General features: G+C 63.4%; 14 protein-coding genes and 2 pseudogenes. 6 read left to right on the top strand and 10 right to left on the bottom strand.

Annotated features, from left to right (window positions below):
- Nucleotides 1–224: 224 nt before the first annotated feature.
- Nucleotides 225–1,088, top strand: coding sequence for a helix-turn-helix transcriptional regulator (locus AC1DS6_RS03195; RefSeq protein ID WP_477102017.1), 864 nt, complete (start codon nucleotides 225–227; stop codon nucleotides 1,086–1,088).
- A gap of 41 nt (nucleotides 1,089–1,129) precedes the next feature.
- Here AC1DS6_RS03195 and AC1DS6_RS03190 read toward each other — a convergent pair whose 3' ends face one another.
- From AC1DS6_RS03190 to AC1DS6_RS03180, 3 genes are all read right to left on the bottom strand, one after another.
- On the bottom strand, nucleotides 1,130–2,266 hold the full coding sequence (locus tag AC1DS6_RS03190) for an acetamidase/formamidase family protein (protein WP_477102016.1): 1,137 nt from the start codon (nucleotides 2,264–2,266) through the stop codon (nucleotides 1,130–1,132).
- Nucleotides 2,267–2,341: 75 nt separating this feature from the next.
- Nucleotides 2,342–3,004, bottom strand: a complete 663-nt coding sequence (locus AC1DS6_RS03185) for a c-type cytochrome (protein WP_441633052.1) — start codon at nucleotides 3,002–3,004, stop codon at nucleotides 2,342–2,344.
- A 31-nt stretch (nucleotides 3,005–3,035) separates the two neighbouring features.
- On the bottom strand, nucleotides 3,036–4,079 hold the full coding sequence (locus AC1DS6_RS03180) for a Bug family tripartite tricarboxylate transporter substrate binding protein (RefSeq protein ID WP_477102015.1): 1,044 nt from the start codon (nucleotides 4,077–4,079) through the stop codon (nucleotides 3,036–3,038).
- 271 nt (nucleotides 4,080–4,350) lie between these two features.
- Here AC1DS6_RS03180 and AC1DS6_RS03175 point away from each other — a divergent pair, with 271 nt between their 5' ends.
- Nucleotides 4,351–5,139 carry an alpha/beta fold hydrolase gene (locus tag AC1DS6_RS03175; protein ID WP_477102014.1) on the top strand — a complete coding sequence of 263 codons (789 nt, stop codon included), beginning with the start codon at nucleotides 4,351–4,353 and terminating at the stop codon, nucleotides 5,137–5,139.
- 77 nt (nucleotides 5,140–5,216) lie between these two features.
- On the opposite strand, the gene AC1DS6_RS03170 is transcribed toward AC1DS6_RS03175, so the two are convergent.
- The 3 genes from AC1DS6_RS03170 to AC1DS6_RS03160 all read right to left on the bottom strand — a co-directional run bounded on the left by AC1DS6_RS03170 (nucleotide 5,217) and on the right by AC1DS6_RS03160 (nucleotide 7,369).
- Nucleotides 5,217–5,726, bottom strand: a complete 510-nt coding sequence (locus AC1DS6_RS03170; protein ID WP_441633046.1) for a GlcG/HbpS family heme-binding protein — start codon at nucleotides 5,724–5,726, stop codon at nucleotides 5,217–5,219.
- Between the two features lie 76 nt (nucleotides 5,727–5,802).
- Nucleotides 5,803–6,855 (bottom strand): porin, encoded by a 1,053-nt coding sequence (locus AC1DS6_RS03165; protein ID WP_477102013.1) that lies wholly within the window; start codon nucleotides 6,853–6,855, stop codon nucleotides 5,803–5,805.
- Nucleotides 6,856–7,228: 373 nt separating this feature from the next.
- The gene (locus tag AC1DS6_RS03160; RefSeq protein WP_441633042.1) at nucleotides 7,229–7,369 is read right to left on the bottom strand and encodes a hypothetical protein; all 141 of its coding nucleotides are present in this window, start codon (nucleotides 7,367–7,369) and stop codon (nucleotides 7,229–7,231) included.
- Here AC1DS6_RS03160 and AC1DS6_RS03155 point away from each other — a divergent pair.
- Nucleotides 7,368–7,658 carry a hypothetical protein gene (locus tag AC1DS6_RS03155; RefSeq protein WP_441633040.1) on the top strand — a complete coding sequence of 97 codons (291 nt, stop codon included), beginning with the start codon at nucleotides 7,368–7,370 and terminating at the stop codon, nucleotides 7,656–7,658. The genes AC1DS6_RS03160 and AC1DS6_RS03155 overlap by 2 nt on opposite strands.
- A 24-nt stretch (nucleotides 7,659–7,682) precedes the next feature.
- On the opposite strand, the pseudogene AC1DS6_RS03150 reads toward AC1DS6_RS03155, so the two are convergent.
- Together AC1DS6_RS03150 and AC1DS6_RS03145 are read right to left on the bottom strand one after the other, a co-directional pair.
- Nucleotides 7,683–7,829, bottom strand: a pseudogene (locus AC1DS6_RS03150) (acyloxyacyl hydrolase); the annotation flags it as partial.
- A gap of 366 nt (nucleotides 7,830–8,195) precedes the next feature.
- Nucleotides 8,196–8,480 (bottom strand): alginate O-acetyltransferase AlgX-related protein, encoded by a 285-nt coding sequence (locus AC1DS6_RS03145; protein WP_477102012.1) that lies wholly within the window; start codon nucleotides 8,478–8,480, stop codon nucleotides 8,196–8,198.
- Here AC1DS6_RS03145 and AC1DS6_RS03140 point away from each other — a divergent pair.
- The 3 genes and pseudogenes from AC1DS6_RS03140 (at nucleotide 8,479) to AC1DS6_RS03130 (ending at nucleotide 13,258) form a co-directional block, all read left to right on the top strand.
- Nucleotides 8,479–8,859: a hypothetical protein gene (locus tag AC1DS6_RS03140; RefSeq protein WP_477102011.1), complete on the top strand. Its 381-nt coding sequence runs from the start codon at nucleotides 8,479–8,481 to the stop codon at nucleotides 8,857–8,859. The two genes, AC1DS6_RS03145 and AC1DS6_RS03140, sit on opposite strands and share 2 nt — an antisense overlap.
- A gap of 32 nt (nucleotides 8,860–8,891) precedes the next feature.
- A pseudogene (locus tag AC1DS6_RS03135) lies at nucleotides 8,892–9,212 on the top strand (ProQ/FinO family protein); the annotation flags it as partial.
- Nucleotides 9,213–9,841: 629 nt separating this feature from the next.
- Entirely contained in the window at nucleotides 9,842–13,258 is a 3,417-nt protein-coding gene (locus tag AC1DS6_RS03130) for an adenylate/guanylate cyclase domain-containing protein (protein ID WP_477102010.1), read from the top strand.
- Nucleotides 13,259–13,706: 448 nt separating this feature from the next.
- On the opposite strand, the gene AC1DS6_RS03125 is transcribed toward AC1DS6_RS03130, so the two are convergent.
- Together AC1DS6_RS03125 and AC1DS6_RS03120 are read right to left on the bottom strand one after the other, a co-directional pair.
- Nucleotides 13,707–14,732 (bottom strand): D-2-hydroxyacid dehydrogenase, encoded by a 1,026-nt coding sequence (locus AC1DS6_RS03125; protein WP_441633034.1) that lies wholly within the window; start codon nucleotides 14,730–14,732, stop codon nucleotides 13,707–13,709.
- An 8-nt stretch (nucleotides 14,733–14,740) separates the two neighbouring features.
- Nucleotides 14,741–15,766, bottom strand: coding sequence for a Bug family tripartite tricarboxylate transporter substrate binding protein (locus AC1DS6_RS03120; RefSeq protein WP_477102009.1), 1,026 nt, complete (start codon nucleotides 15,764–15,766; stop codon nucleotides 14,741–14,743).
- Nucleotides 15,767–15,814: the final 48 nt, after the last annotated feature.

Below are 15,814 nucleotides of genomic sequence, written 5' to 3'. Positions count from 1 at the left end.
CGCCGTGCTGTGTGGACCCGGTTCCACATTCCATAGAAACACAACAGCTGCGCCGCCTCTCTCTTGACGTCTGCCATATCGGTGACATAATCCGGTCTCATTGCAAACGTTTGCAAAACGGCATCATCAGGCGATTGTCGAAGCATGTGGAGGCGACTGTCCTCCGTCTTCTGTACGCAGGCGCCTTTTGCATGCCCGCTTGCCTGCTTGAGGAGAGAACCTGAATGGCAAAGGACCGCCAGATACGCATCGTCCACGGCAGCTTCGGCCGGGCCACCCTGCATCGCATATCGGGGCCCCTCGTCGCGCATGCCCACGCGGAGTTTCACCTGATCTTCAAGCTCGGCGGCACGGACGCGACTTTCCACATCGACGACCGGCCGCTGACGCTGACCGACGGCTGCGCATTGCTGGTCAATTCCTGGTCGACCCATGCCAAGAGCGCCAGGGCAGGCTCACATTCGCTGCTGCTGGCCTTGCTGCTGGAACCGAAGTGGCTCGGGCGCACGCTCGGGGTCGAAAACCCTGCCAGTGGCCTGCGCTTCACTGACACGCTGGTGCGCATGGACGCGGATACCATCGCATCGCTGACGGCGCTGGGGAGCTGCCTCGCCCGCGATCTCGCTGACGATCTGACCATTGGCTCCGCGGATTGCGAAACCGCTGTCGCCGAACTGGCGCGCAGGGTCTCGGCCCACCATCTCCAGCGGCGCTCCATGACCGAAGTGCTGGCCAGCACCAGGCCGCTGGACTACCGGATCAAGCGCGCGACCGAGTACATCCGCAGCCACGCGGGAGAAAATCCCAATGTCGAGACGGTCGCCAGCGCGGTGGGCATGTCGCGCAGCCGGCTTTTCCACCAGTTCAAGGCCTGCATGGGCATTTCGCCCCAGCAATACCTGGACTGGATCCGGATCGGCATTGCCACGCGTCTGCTGGCGGAGCGCCACGCCAGCATCGGCGACGTGGCCCACCAGCTCGGCTTCAGCGCGCAAGGGCACTTCACGCGATTCTTCGTTCAGCACCTGGGGCTCAGCCCCTCGGAGTTTCGCCGGACCGGCATGCCGGGCGGAGCGCCGGGCGACTGAGGCCCCCACCCCGCCCACCTTGCCCGGCCCGCCGCAAACCCTCAGCCGCGCAGCGAGCGTGACAGCTTTTCCCGGAAGGACGCGTCGAACACCGACTTGGGCAGCATGCCGTGCACGGTCTTGGCCGGAATCGACGTGTAGTTGCTGGCCGTCTGGTTGGAGTACTGCGTGATGCGGAAGTCGGACGTGATACTAGCGAGCGAGTACACGTCCTGCGGATCCATGCCCGTCGCGGCGGTGACCCAGTCGAGCATCTGCCGCACGCACGCCACCAGCGCCTCGTCGAGGTTCTTGCCGAAGCCGAGAACGATCCAGTGAGTGGGGGTCTCCGCCATCGGCAAGGCCAGGGGCCGCTGCTTGTACAGGAAATACTGGATCCGCATGTCTTCCATCGCGGTTTCGATGGCAGTCTGGTTGACCACGCCGTCGCCCTGCGCGGCATGCGAGTCGCCGGTCCAGATCATCGCGCCGGGCCGCTGGACAGGCAGGAACAGCGACGTGCCCTCGACCAGCTCGCGCAGCACGAGGTTGCCGCCATACGCACCGCTGAGGATGCCGCTGATCGGTTCGTCGCCGGCGGGCTGCACCGCCATCACGCCCTGGAACGGCGCCAGCTTGATGCGGATGCCCGGCGCGAATTCGGTGTATTGCCGGCCCTCGTCAAACTTGAAATAGCGCAGGTACGGCTTCGCGAAGTCGTTCGGCAGGGCGCCGACCCCCTTGGGTGCGGAGTTCCATCCCCAGCCGATCGGGCGCAGCCTGACCATGCGGCACTCGACCACGTCGCCGGGCATCGCCCCGCGCAATTCCACCGGGCCCACATTCGAATACGGTCCCTGCGGAAACCGCTTGCGCACCGGCTCGCGGTCCTCGAAGCTCATGCCGTATGCGGCGCCGTTGGCCCAGTTGACCCACGTATTCGGATACATCACCAGGTCGCCCGACTCGATGCTGGCGACCGGCGCCGCCTTGGGATCGAGAATGCCGACGCGCACGGACTCGCTGCCGGACTCGATGCGGTGGATCTTGCCCGGTTGCATCACTGGAAGCGGAGCGGCGCCGGATGCAGCCGCCGGCGCCGCGCGCCCCGCCTTACCCTGAGCCGCCGCGTTCAGCGACGCCGCGCCGAGGCCGAGCGCGCCAGCGGCCTTCAGCCAGTGTCTCCTGTCGATCATCATTGTCTTGGTTCCTTTCGATTGAGCCGTCCACGGGTCCACCATTTGTCCATGTCCGCCGGACGGCGAATGCGGTCATCAGTGCAGTTGCGCCACATACTGCGCAACGGCGGCGATTTCCTCGTCAGTCATCAGCGGCACCAGCAGGCTCATCAGCTTGCCGGGGCCGCCACGCGTGCCCGATTTCCACGCGTGGAGCTGCCTGGTCACGTACTCCGGCTGCTGGCCGGCAATGCGCGGAAAGTCCGGCGCAATGCCCTCGCCGTTCGGCCGGTGACATGAGACACAGGCCGGCAGCCGACTGGACGGATTGCCCTTCCAGTAGATGGCCTTGCCTGCTTCCACCAGGTGCGTCTGGTCGGCCTGCCCGCGCGCCGGTGACTGGCGACTGAAATAGCGCGCGAGCTCGCGCATCTCCGTATCGCTCATTCCCTGCACTACGGCGGCCATGGTGGCGTCCTGGCGCAGTGCCGGCTTGCCGGCACTGGCCTTGAACTGCCGCAACTGCTTGAACAGGTAGTCTTCGTTCTGGCCCGCCAGGCTCGGATACTCCTTGTGCAGGCTCTGGCCGGTACTGCCGTGGCAGGCCGCGCAGACCTGCGCCACCATCTGCGGCGCGGGCCGCGCGGCATCGGCTTCCCGAATCGGCTGCGGCTGCGGCTGCGCCAGCGACGGCAGCGCCAGCATGCACAACGCAAACAGGCAGGCCGAAAGCCGGCGGCGTTCCATGGGAGGTTTCACGTCCGGATCCTTGCGGAAAGGCATCGCTGGCCTAGTTGAGATAGCCACCGGTCTTGGCGACGATCTTCTGCGCACGCTGCGTTTCGCTGGCCAGGCGGTTGGTCAGGCCTGTCACGCCGGTCTGGCTGAACGCCGTGTCCACGCTCAGGCCGGCCAGCTTGGCGCGGATTTCCGCATCGTTCATGATGGTGCGGATCTCGCCACGCAGCCGCTCGACGATGGGCGCCGGCGTGCCCTTCGGGGCAAAGACGCCATACCAGACGGTGATGTCGTACCCGGGAATGCTCTCGGCCACGGCCGGCACGCCGGGCAGGGCCTTGAGCCTGCCGCTTGTGCCGACGGCCAGCAGCTTGAGCTTGCCGGAGTTCACATGCGGCATGTACTCGAGCAGCGGCCCCGTCGCCAGGTCGATGTGCCCGGCGATCATGTCGTTGATGGTCGGGCCGCTGCCCTTGTACGGGATATTGGTGATATCGACACCGGCCATCGTCTTGATCATCTCGAGCGGATAGCTGGTCGGACCGCCGTAGTTGACCTTGCCAGGATTCGCCTTGGCATAGGCGATCAGTTCGGGGACGGACTTGTATGGCGTGCGCGGGTTCGTGACCAGCACCAGCGGCGACTCGCCCAGCGGTGCCACGGGTACCAGGTCGCGCGTCACGTCGTAGGGCAGCTTGCGGTAAAACGCGGCGTTGACGCCATGGATGCTGTTCAGGATGCCGATCGTGTGCCCATCCGGCGCCGCGCGCACCAGTGCTTCCGCACCGATGTTGCCGCTGGCGCCGGGCCGGTTTTCCACCACGACCGGCTGCCCCAGCACGTTCGACAGACGCTGTGCCACGGCCCTGGCCAGCACGTCGTTGATGCCGGCCGGCGGAAACGGAACGATGAAGACGATCGGCTTCGACGGCTTCCAGCCTGCTTGCGCATTGGCGTCCGCGGCGGCGTTGGCGACGCCCGGAAGCAGGCCTGCGGCGGCCACGGCCAGTGTGGCGCTGATGGCCACCGCCATGTCGGCAAGCTTGCCCAGCCGCCGCGGCACGGAGTGGGATGACGGAGAATTCCGGCTTTGCATTGACTCTGGTCTCCTTGTGAATCGCGATGCGTGGGCGACAGGGTCAGCCCAGGCCCGTACTCTCGCTGATCCGGACACAAGGTGCTTCCCAATTTGGGGAGCCGTTTACCAAAACGTCCTCCGTTCTGCGACATCGGCACGCCTGCCGGCCTTCGTCCGGCGGTGCGCGGGCCGCACTTACCGGATTGTCCAAGAACTTGACAGCTGCCCGGCTCGCGCCGCGGCGACTCATGCAAGATGGAGCGCCACATTCACGACCGGAGCAAACCCTATGCATCCACAGCAGAACGGCGCCGTAGTCACCATCGGCAACGGACCCATCCATGTCATCGGCTTGCACGGCTGGTTCGGCCATGCGCGCGGATGGGGTCCGCTTGTCGACGCACTCGACGGCGACCGCTTCACCTACGCCTTCATCGATTACCGTGGCTATGGTGCCCGGCGCGCGGTCCCGGGCAATTTCGACATGCGCGAGATCGCCGCCGACGTGCTGTCGCTTGGCGACGAACTCGGATGGCAACGCTTCTCGCTGATCGGGCACTCGATGGGCGGCAAGGCCATGCAGGCCGTCGCCCTGCTCGCCCCCGCGCGCGTCACGGCCATGGTCGGCATCACGCCCGTGCCACCCACGCCGGTACCGTTCGATGCGGCAACGCGCTCGCTGTTCGAGCGGGCCGCTGACGAGTTCGCGGCAAGGGTTGCCGTGCTGGACCACTCGACCGGCGAGCGCCTGAGCCGGCATTGGGTCGAGAAGATGGTCCGGGCCTCGACCGAACATGCCTCCCCCGAAGCACTTGCCGCGTATTTCCGGGCATGGGCCGACACTGACTTCTTCGCCGACATGACCGGCACCAAGGTCCCCACGCTGCTGCTGGTCGGCGAGCACGATCCCTCGTTGACGGCCGACGTCATGCAGCAGACGTACGGCCGGGCATTCGCGGACCTGGACATCGATGTCATCCGCAACGCGGGACACTACCCGATGGACGAGACGCCGGTAGATCTTGCCACGCGCATCGAGTGCTTCCTGACAGATGTCCAGGGCCGCAACCGCTCCTGATGCGCAACGCGCCTGACGGTACTCTGCCCGGCAGGCGCGCATGACATGAACGATGCGCCCCAGGGCGCATTCAACGCTCAGGGCGCTTCCGTCGCCCCGATCGCGGCCATGCCGCGACGACCGATTTCCTCGTCCACATCGGACGGCCCCCCGCTCACGCCGACGGCGCCGACCAGGCGGCCATCGACGTAGATGCCAAGGGATCCCTGCGAAGGAAAGACCGGCCCGCCATAGACGAGCGAGCTCATCTGGCCGAAGACGATGGGATTGGCCTGATAGCGCTTCACGAGTTCGGCGCCGGAGACACCGCCTGTCGCCGCCGAGGCGATGGCCTTGCCGCGCGCCACGTCGAAGGTCCCGAACGGGGCGCCGTCCATTCTCACACCGCTCAAGAAGTGGCCGGCGACATCGACCACGACGATGCTGACAGGGACCTTGCGGTCCCCGGCAAACCGTTTGGCCGCATCGGTCAGGCGGACTGCGGCATCCGCGCCCAGGGTCTGCATTTGTGTCACGCCTGCCGCCGATGCGATCGATGCACAGAACAGATGCAGCCCGAAAGCCGCGGCGAAGGTGGAGCGCTTCATGGATTCTCCTATGCTTTGCGGGATTGGATCGCCGTTGCCGGCAGCGGCAACTGGCCGCCGCGCCGGTGTGCGCCGGTCAGAACAGGTGCCGCATGCCCATCATGACGCCACTCGGGTCGGACACGCTGGTCGCGGTGACCTCGTTGGGAATGTTCGAGAACGTGTAGTTAGCCTTGTTGGTGTTCCAGATCTTGCTGGCGTTGGTATAGAGCGTTGTCCGCTTGGACAGCGAATACTGGTAGCCGATCGACGCCTGCTGGCCACGGTTGGACGTGCCAACCGATTGTTGCATGCCGTACGCCAGCAGCACCAGCCCGGCACCGCCGACGGGAATGGTGGTGCCCACTTGGAAGCCACGATCCTTCAGCGTCGCCTGCCCCGGCACCCATCGCGTTGCCTGGCGCACGTTGGCGAACACCTTCAGCCACGGGAACTCGTAGGTAGCGCCGATCGCCCGCTCGTCGCGGTCGGCATCGGTGACCGCGTTGATGCTGTAGGTACGTTCGTAAGCCACGCCCAGCCACAGCGGACCGCGGGCATAGGTCAGCCCGAGACCCGCAAACCGGTCTGCGTCGCGCGGCGCGCTGGTCCGCTCGGCACCGAATGAATAGAGCACGCTGGCTTGCAGACCGCCGAGCTCGGGGCTTTCGTAGCGGATCGAGTTGTCGGCGCGCGCCGTCAGGCTGCTGCCCGCGGGTCCGCTGTTCTGCAGGCGACCGAGCGGCCCATACGGCGAGAAGCCGAAGGCCGACGCCTGCCCCTCGATGTAGTAGATCGGGGTGTTCTGCCGGCCCAGCGTCAGCGCGCCCCAGTCGTTACTGCTCAGGCCGATCCAGGCCTGGCGGCCGAACAGGCGCCCGCCCTGCTGGGCCGTGCCACTGTCGAGCGCCAGTCCCGACTCCAGCGTGAAGACCGCCGACATCCCTTGCCCCAGTTCCTCTTTGCCGCGCAGGCCCCACCGTGATTGATACAGCCCGCCGTCCTCGACCCGCGCAACATGATTCGACCCTGACTTGACATACTCGGTGTAAAGATCGGCTACGCCATAAAGGGTCACCCCCGATTGTGCCGCCGCCATGCCAGGCACTGTTGCCATCGCCACCACCAAGAGTGCTCCCATCCTCTTCATGTGTCTCTCCTCGCTGTTCCGTTCTGTTTGACGATATGGTTTTGCACGGTCTTCGACCGGCGCAGCAAGGGTATGGGTTGGCGGACCGAAAGCATTAACCCAATCGTCCCGCCAATTGGAAACGTGTCCGCATTGCGCAACCACCCGGATCACGCGCCGCGATTTACCGGGACGGCGCGGGAGTTCGCCGGTAACAATGGCGAAATCGAAAAGGCGACGAAGAGGCAAGGAAGGCGCCGCAGAAAGGTTCCGGCAGAAAAAGAATGAGGCCGGGTGGAATCCGGCCTCGGATGAGTTCGCCATCTCCCGGCGACATTGACCGATACCACTCATGTCGCGAGTGCCTGACGACGGAATGCCCCGCTGAATATGCCTACAGGTTCCGACTGAACTCGTAGTTGTATAGGTCGCTGGTGAAACGATGCGTATTGTCGGCCCCCATCTGCGGACCGGCACAACCCATCACGCTCAGCGTCATCGCGCAGAGTATTGCGGCAGCCAGAAGTCGGATCATGATGCACCTCGCCTCGAGATCGCCCGCCACGGTACGGCGGAAGCGTGAATTGAGTCTATACCGGCTACGCGGGGCTGCCCTTTCTCAAACGAATGAATCATTGGCGGCAGGCATGGCCGAGCAGCGCTTCTCCGAAGCGTGCATTTTCCGAACAGAGGCCGCCATCGGGCCAACGCCCCCGGCTCCAAACGCCATCTCGTTCATGTCGCACAAGCGATACCTATCTTGCCGATCGGTGATGAAAGATACACTTGCATCGGCGGCATTTTCCCGCGCCGATGTCGCGTGAATCCGTACGAGAGCACCGCTTCCTTCAAAAGCGGTAGCGCAAATAACCGGTATAGAAGTTGCTGCCGGGATTAGGCGCCTTGATACCGGCATTCGAGATATGCTGGGAGCGAAAACCGACTTCGGCGTTCAGCTTTGGACCGAAGGCTACGCCGAAGCCCACCATATCGGAACCGGCCGATGAAGAGACAATCGCCACCCCCGCCTTGGGTGACCGATTATGGGCGCCCATCGGACCTCCGCAGGCAGAGCCTGGATGCCAGTTCGTCGGCCAATACCGAATTTGTGGTCTGGAGCGCAGTCTCCGAGTCCATTTCACCGCCGATAGGAAGACCGCCTGGAGCCCGGGCCAAAGTAGAACGGCGCAGGCGTCGATGAGCAGGACGGGCGAGACAAGGGTGGCTCCTTTTCCACCCTGAGCTTTGGCAAGAACACGTCCCCAAACGACCCAAGCGCCAATGCTCGAAGCGAGGCCCAGGACGATCCAGATCGCTGCGGTATGTCCCGCCCCCCCCATACTCGTTGAGCAAGACCACAATTAAGGCCATAGGATATGCCCTACAGCCGCATAGTCGGAAGCGTTTCGCTCAAGTGGTGGCGATCCGGATATCCACTTTAGAGCCACCCCTTTCAAGGTGACGAAAATTAGGGCACCCGCCGTGTTGGCGACCGCCAGGCCAAGGTGCAGTCCCAGATAGCCCGCGAAATTCGAGGTTCGCGAATAGGACCTGCCAATCAGCGCAATGCGTGGATAAGCGGTGGCGCCGAAGAGGTCGTCGCTTGCGCTGTGCCGGGGCAGCACCTGTTGAAGATCGCGGTTCATGCGAGCCACGCTCATCATTGATAAGAGCGTTGCATTTTTCCGCTCATCGTTCATGCGACTGTCGCTTTTCCATGCGAAAGAATGTTCCGGTGGGGCGTTGCGTGCGCTCTTCGAAGCAGCTGATCAAAGTTGTCGACCTTCGTCATTCGTGCGACTCGCGCTCATCATTCATGCGACCATAGCTTTTCAGTGCGAAACAAGGTACCTGTGGGGCGTTTCGCCCGCTGCTTTTATTCGCAAGTTCGATGTAGTCTCAAGAATGCTGAACATCATTCGCCCTGCTGTTGCCTTCCAGCAACGGTCGAAAAGCGTACTTGCGGACGAAATCCGGATAGAAATCAGAGCGGTTGGACTGTGTGATTGGTCTCGCATATGGTGAGCACCGGTCGCACGATCTCTGATCCTCAACAGAAGCTGCAAAAGCGCTTCCCGCAGACCTTTCCGAAGAGTCCTGCGCCCAAGGTGCCGCTCAAGATCGGCATCTTCGAGGACCTGGTCCAACACGCGCAGGAACTTGGCCTGACGGAGTCGGTGTTGCGCGACGCGATCCGGACCTGGTGCCGCGGGACCCGCTACTGGACCTGCCTGGTGGAAGGCGCACCGCGCGTGGATCTGGCGGGTCAGGCGGCGGGACACGTTGCCCAGACCGATGCGAAGCGGGCGCGGGGACTACAAACCCAACGTGCGGCGCGCGCGTTATCTCGACCCGAAACCGCGTCGAAACCCGGCTGAACTGGGATAGGCGCGCGCCTTGTCGGCTCGGACGTCGTGCGACCACAGATCACAGACCTAGATACGCCAGCGTCGGCACGATGACGAACCCGCGCGAGCGCCCCGGGTTTCGACGCAAGGCCACCGCCCATCACGGCGGCGAGAATGGATCTCGGCTAGCGGATGTCGGCACCCCACGAAAATAGTCGGCACGAGCGCCGCCGCGGTGTTTCTGCCAGTCTTCCGACAATTTGAGGCGGGGTTAGCATCTTGTCGATTAATTGCGTTTTAGCCCCAAGGCAGCCTAGTCATCATCAGCATCCGTGGGGGGCGCACCAGCATTCACTGCTCGCGTTCGGCTCGCCGTTGAGCGTGCCCAACGTACTTGTGCTGTGCCATACGCTTCCAACTTTCTCGTGGATCGATAGCAACGAGACGCGAGCAAGCTTGGCCTCGTCGAAGCCCAAGGCGTAGACCACGACCCGCGCATCTTGACCGCTCGGCCGGGGCCACGCGGAGTCCTCGAAAGCCCCCTGAGCCGGGGGATGCCAACTTGGGAGGAAGTAGCGATGGCCCTGTGCCGGCCATTGATACCGTAGAGGAGAAGGCATTTAATCGTATAGACGAAGGCCGGACGGGAAGAGAGCGATATGCACTGCACCAACTGCGGTTCCGAAAGCCCCGCTGGGGCCAGATTCTGCAAGGATTGCGGTGCGAGGCTTTCCCGGCACTGCCCGAAATGTGGTCATGAATCGGGTTCCGCCGACAAGTTTTGTATCGAATGCGGCGCGTCCCTTGCCTTCTTCTCCGAGTTGCCGCCCGGCGGCGCCCAGTCGACGGCTCCCGCCCCCATAGACTACACGCCACGCCACCTGGCCGAGCGCATTCTGGCCGAACAGGCTGCCATGGAAGCCAGGGGAGCACCATCTGGTGAACGCAAGACCATCACTGCCCTGTTTGCCGACATGGCCGGCTCCACGGCGCTGATCCACGATCTGGACCCGGAAGAGGCACGCCGCCTGATCGATCCCGTCGTGGCCCTGATGATGGAGGCCGTGCACCACTATGAGGGCTATGTGGCCAAGTCGCTGGGCGACGGCATACTGGCCCTGTTCGGCGCGCCCATCGCCCATGAAGATCATCCCCGGCGAGCACTGTATGCGGCGCTGCGGATGCAGGAAGCCATGCGCCGTCACAGTGACCGCATCCGTCTCGAACAAGGCATACCGCTTCAGATTCGGGTGGGGATCCACACCGGAGAGGTGGTGGTGCGTTCCATCCGAAGGGACGACCTGCACACGGACTACGATCCGGTAGGACACACGATCAACATCGCCTCACGGATGGAGAGCATCGCCACGCCGTCGTCCATTCTCGTGAGCGAGGCGACCTGCAAGCTGACCGAGGGATATTTCGACTTCAAAGCCCTGGGGGCGACCCAGGTGAAAGGCATTCCGGAGCCGCTTGCCGTCTATGAGGTGTTGCGCCTCGGTGTGTTGCGCACACGCCTGCAAGTGGCTCAGCGTCGCGGCTTGGCTCGGTTCGTGGGACGCGAGGGCGAACTGGAGCAATTGCATGGTGCATTGGCTCGCGCCAAGGCAGGACTCGGACAGATTGTCGGGGTGGTTGGCGACGCCGGGGTCGGAAAATCTCGGCTGTTCCACGAATTCAAGGTGCTGTCGCAGCGAGGCTGCATGGTGCTGGAGACCTTCTCGGTCTCCCACGGCAAGTCCTTTGCCTTTCTGCCATTGATCGAGCTCGTGAAGAACTATTTTCAGATCGAGGCGCACGACGATGAACGGAGGTGCCGGGAGAAGGTCGCAGGCAGGGTGCTGATGCTGGACCGTACACTGGAAGACCTGCTGCCTTACCTGCTCTACTTGCTGGGCATCAGCGAGCCTGGTTCGGCATTACCGAACATGGACCCTCGGATCCGGCGCCAGCGCACGTTCGAAGCGATCACACGCCTGCTGGTCCGCGAGAGCCGCAACCAGCCACTCGAACTGCTGTTCGAGGACCTGCAATGGTTGGACAGCGAAACAGAGGCCTTCCTGGATGTCCTCGTCGACTACCTGCGAGACGCCAGGATTCTGCTCATGCTGAACTATCGGCCCGAGTATCAGCATGACTTGAGGCACAAGAGCGGCTACACCCAGTTGCGGCTGGATCCATTGGGTCAGGTAGAGGCTCAGGAACTGCTCACTGCCCTGCTTGGAGATGAACCCTCGCTCACGCCTCTCAAGACACTTATCCAGGACAAGACTGAGGGCAATCCCTTTTTCATGGAGGAAGTGGTGCAGACCTTGTCTGAGGAGAAGGCACTCCTCGGCGAGCCTGGCCATTACCGCATTGAGAAGACCCCAACTGCGCTACATATCCCGACCACGGTACAGGGCGTACTGGCTGCCCGCATCGATCGGCTGCCCCGTGCCGAGAAGGACTTGTTGCAGAGCCTTGCCGTGATCGGGAAGGAGTTTTCCCTGAGTCTGATCCAGCAGGTTGTCGCGCAGTCGGATGACCAACTGCGCCACCTCCTGGCCCATCTGGAAGCTGGCGAGTTCATTTACGAGCGGCCCGCGTTTCCCGACACAGAGTACACGTTCAAGCATGCGCTGACCCAGGAAGTCGCAGGCAACTCCCTGCTGATGGAACAACGCACCGCGCTGCATGAACGCACGGCCCAGGCAATTGAGACCCTCTTCCAGCATCAGCTGAAAGACTACTACAGTGAGCTGGCGCGGCACTATAGCCTTAGCGGCAATGATCCGAAAGCTGTGGAGTACCTTCAGCGCACCGGACAGCAGGCCATCCAGCGCTCAGCCTATCAGGAAGCGATCCGCCATCTGAATGCAGCCCTGGAACTGCTCAAACGCCAGCCCGATACGCCCGACCGCACACGCCAGGAGCTCACTTTGCGACTTGCCATCGGGCCGGCGTTGATTGCTGCGAGAGGATTTGCCTCATCTGAGGTGGAGGCGACTTACAGCCGTGCCTTGGCACTGTGCGGCGAGGTTGGGGAAACACCACAGCTCTTTCCAACGCAGGTGGGATTGCGAACCTATTTCTCTCTGCGAGCAGAACATGGAAAGGCATACAAGCTAGGGAAGCAACTTCTTGGCCTGGCCGAGAGCGCGAAAGACCCGGATTTATTGGGGGAAGCGCATGTCTTGCTTGGAACAACCCTGTATTACTCGGGTAAATTCAGGGCCGCGGATGCCCATTTGATCGATGCGCTGGCAATTTACGGCTCAGAACCGCGCCACCCGCACCCCAACTTTCATGGCGTGGATCCGGAAGTGCGTGCGCTATCCACCTCGGCCCTCGTCCGCTGGACTCTCGGCTATCCTGAACAGGCCAGCAAGAGAGCGCAGGAGTCTTTTGCGCTGGCCCGCAACCTTTCCCACCCGTTCAGTCTGGCGCACACCTTCTGCCTGGCGGCGGAGTTGCATCAGTTCCGCCGTGATCTCAAACTCACGCAGGAATACGCCGACGCCGCAATCGCGCTCTCGACCGAACAAGGCTTCCCGTTCTGGCTTGCGTGGGCGACCATCCTTCGCGGTTGGGCGCTGACCGAGCAGGGACAGCATGAGGAGGGAATCGCGCAGATCCACCAGGGGCTGTCCGCCTATCACGCCACGGGGGCAGCGTTGGGGCATTCTCATTTCCAGGAACTGCTGGCCCAGGCCTATGGATGCATGGGACAGCTCGAGTCAGGCCTGAGCGCGCTGGCCGAGGCGGCAGACGCGGTGAAAAGGGCCGGAGAGCACTTTTGCGAAGCCGAGTGGCATCGCATCAAAGGGGAGTTGATATTTCAAGGTTCGAGTCCCCACGATCTCAAGGCTGTGAGTGACACGGAAGCCGAAGCGTGTTTTCGCAATGCGATCGCGATAGCCCGCCAGCAGAATGCCAGGTCATTTGAGTTGCGGGCAACGCTGAGTCTGGCACGGCTCTGGCGGCAACAAGGCAGGACGGAGCCGGTCAATGCGTTGCTGGACGGGATCCAAAGCACATTCACCGAGGGTTTCGATAGCCCGGATATGCAGGATGCCATGGTCGCGCACTGTTGACTGGCAGTCGTTCCGCGATTGGCTTGTGGCGTGGTCTTGGAGGGCCTCTAAGTTGGGGTCATCGAATGGAAGTCCCTTCCATTCGATGACCCGAGCAACTGCACACACTGTTTGCCTTGAGCAATCTGTGGATGATGCGCCGACGAAGTTTGCAGGCAGCCAAGGGATGAGTGCGCCCGGAATCGGGAAGCAGACCCGAAGCGGGCGCGAAATCGTCCGCATTCATGCAGAAATTGGCATCGGATTGGCGTGAAATGGCTCCTCGATTTCATCTGGCGACACTCGTATGGTCAGTTCAGTTGAGGGCAGCCGTTAGCTTCCCTCAACGGCAGGAAACCGGTAGTCGTGATAGAGCGATTTTGTCTATTGCATCGCCGGATCTTACGCTGCTCACTGACGAACGTGACAAAGCGCTTCCAAATGCCTGCCCTGTAGCCAGCCTGCCAGCTCAGGCAACCAGGTTGCGTAAGCCCTCGCCCGCCTGCCAGCGCATCAAGTTGTCCAGAAAGATGCCCACCACGCGCGCGGCATTCCCATCGGAGAAGCCCGCGCTATGCGGCGTGGCAATGACGTTGGGCAGCGTCCACAGCGGCGAATCCGCCGGCAGTGGCTCGTGCGCGAACACATCCAGATAGGCGCCAGCGAGGCGTCTGGCTCGCAGCGCCTCGATCAGCGCGGACTCGTCCACCAGTTCGCCTCGCGCCACGTTGACCAGCCTGGCACCCACAGGCAGCAATGCTAGCGCGGCGGCATCCACCAGCCCGCGCGTTTGCGGCGTCAGCGGACACGCCAGCAATAGCCAGTCGGTACGCAGCAGCACGCTGCGCACCGCATCGAATGCCACCGTCTCATAGCCAGGGCCGGCCGGCACGGCGCTCTGCCGTACCACGATCACCTTCATCCCCAGCGTCTGCAGCAGACTGCCGAGCAGTTGCCCTATCGGGCCCCAGCCGACAATGGTGGCGGTCTGCCCGGCTAAGTCGCGTGGCAGGCCCGAGCCGATCAGGGGGGCCCACACGCTATCACGCTGCGCGGCCAGCATCTGCGGGAAATGCCGCGCCAGTGCCAGCAACCCGGCCAGCGCGGTCTGCGCCACCACGCCCGCGTTGGCGCCTGACGAAGTCGTCACCGTCACGCCGCGCGCGCGCAACACGCCAAAGATCGCGCGATCCGCACCGGCCGAATGGGTATGCACCCAGCGCAGCCCGGGGCTTGCCAGCATGGCGTCATAGAAGCGCCGGGTAGCGGGCAGGATTTCATGCTTGGTGGACAGGCCAGTGACGTCGCGCGAGACAAAGGCAATATCGGCATCCGGTTCGGATGACACGGCTGCGCCTTGCCCGGACGGCGCTACCACCGGCACGAAAGCCGCTCCGCCAAGCGCAGCGCCGATATCCTCGCCATATTGCTGCAAGGCCGCCTCCGACAGCAGAATCCGCAAGGGTTGCGCGGCTGCAGGGTTACTAGTATTCATGTTCATGCTTATTCCAGGGAAGCACCCGACTCGCGCACCACCACTTTCCATTTCGCGTATTCCTTGTGCGTGAACTTGCCGAACTGCTCCGGCGAGCCACCCACGGGATCGGCCCCTTCCCGCACCATCTGAGCCTGCAGCGAAGGCAGGGCCTCATTGATTGCCTGGTTCAGCTTGGCGATCACAGGCTTGAGTGTGCCCTTGGGCGCGAACACGCCGAACCAGGAGCCGGCTTCGAAGCCGGGGAAGCCTTTTTCCGCCACGGTGGGCACATCCGGCAGCGACTGCGAACGGCGCGCACTGCTCACCGCCAGCGCGCGCAGCTTGCCGACCTTGATATGGGCGATGACCGACGGGATCGTGGCAAACATGAACTGTACCCGACCGGACAGCAGATCGTTGAGCGCATCGGCACCCTTGTATGGGATATGGGTAGCCTCGGTCCCGATACGCTGCGTCAGCATGAAGCTGGAGAGCTGCGACGACGTACCCACACCGGTGGAACTGTAGTTGAGTTTGCCGGGGTTGGCCTTGGCGTAGGCGACGAACTCCTCGAAACTCTTGGCCGGCAGTGAGGGATGCACCACCAGCACGTTCGGCACGTCGGCAATTTGCACCACCGGCACCAGGTCGCTGAGCGGATCGTAGTTCAGGCGCTTGTAGAGCGTCTGGTTGATCGAGATCGGGCCAACCGAGGTGACCAGCAGCGTGTAGCCATCGGCCGGCGCGCGCACCACGGCCTCGGTGCCGATATTGCCGCCGGCGCCCGGACGGTTGTCGACCACAAACGATTGCTTGAAGCGCTGGGCCAGCACCTGGCTGATGCTGCGCGCCAGGATATCGGTGGTGCCGCCGGCGGTGAACGCCACCACCACGCGCACCGGTTTGGCGGGGTAGTCATTGCCGGCGGCGTGGGCGTTGACGGCCCCGACGCACGTCAGGAAGCCAGCGAAGGCGGTCAGCGCCGCGCGTGCCCGCCCCGCGGCAGACCGCGATGCGAGGGCCGTGGAAATGGTTGGGGCAAAACAATGCATGGTGTCTCCTATGGACGGCCGGCGTCGGGACGCGCCGCGTCCGCCGTG

The organism is Cupriavidus sp. 05L310, assembly GCF_056398185.1.
Note: the sequence above shows the minus strand (reverse complement) of the source record. Positions and strands in the feature narration are given on the sequence as shown.

Excerpts from the sequence above, each read along its gene's own strand:
- AC1DS6_RS03175 (WP_477102014.1), top strand. The coding sequence starts at position 4,351 with ATGCATCCACAGCAGAACGGCGCCGTAGTCACCATCGGCAACGGACCC.
- AC1DS6_RS03170 (WP_441633046.1), bottom strand. The coding sequence starts at position 5,726 with ATGAAGCGCTCCACCTTCGCCGCGGCTTTCGGGCTGCATCTGTTCTGT.
- AC1DS6_RS03155 (WP_441633040.1), top strand. The coding sequence starts at position 7,368 with ATGATGCACCTCGCCTCGAGATCGCCCGCCACGGTACGGCGGAAGCGT.
- AC1DS6_RS03140 (WP_477102011.1), top strand. The coding sequence starts at position 8,479 with ATGCGAGCCACGCTCATCATTGATAAGAGCGTTGCATTTTTCCGCTCA.
- AC1DS6_RS03180 (WP_477102015.1), bottom strand. The coding sequence starts at position 4,079 with ATGCAAAGCCGGAATTCTCCGTCATCCCACTCCGTGCCGCGGCGGCTG.
- AC1DS6_RS03195 (WP_477102017.1), top strand. The coding sequence starts at position 225 with ATGGCAAAGGACCGCCAGATACGCATCGTCCACGGCAGCTTCGGCCGG.
- AC1DS6_RS03120 (WP_477102009.1), bottom strand. The coding sequence starts at position 15,766 with ATGCATTGTTTTGCCCCAACCATTTCCACGGCCCTCGCATCGCGGTCT.
- AC1DS6_RS03125 (WP_441633034.1), bottom strand. The coding sequence starts at position 14,732 with ATGAATACTAGTAACCCTGCAGCCGCGCAACCCTTGCGGATTCTGCTG.
- AC1DS6_RS03165 (WP_477102013.1), bottom strand. The coding sequence starts at position 6,855 with ATGAAGAGGATGGGAGCACTCTTGGTGGTGGCGATGGCAACAGTGCCT.
- AC1DS6_RS03130 (WP_477102010.1), top strand. The coding sequence starts at position 9,842 with ATGCACTGCACCAACTGCGGTTCCGAAAGCCCCGCTGGGGCCAGATTC.
- AC1DS6_RS03190 (WP_477102016.1), bottom strand. The coding sequence starts at position 2,266 with ATGATGATCGACAGGAGACACTGGCTGAAGGCCGCTGGCGCGCTCGGC.
- AC1DS6_RS03160 (WP_441633042.1), bottom strand. The coding sequence starts at position 7,369 with ATGATCCGACTTCTGGCTGCCGCAATACTCTGCGCGATGACGCTGAGC.
- AC1DS6_RS03145 (WP_477102012.1), bottom strand. The coding sequence starts at position 8,480 with ATGAACCGCGATCTTCAACAGGTGCTGCCCCGGCACAGCGCAAGCGAC.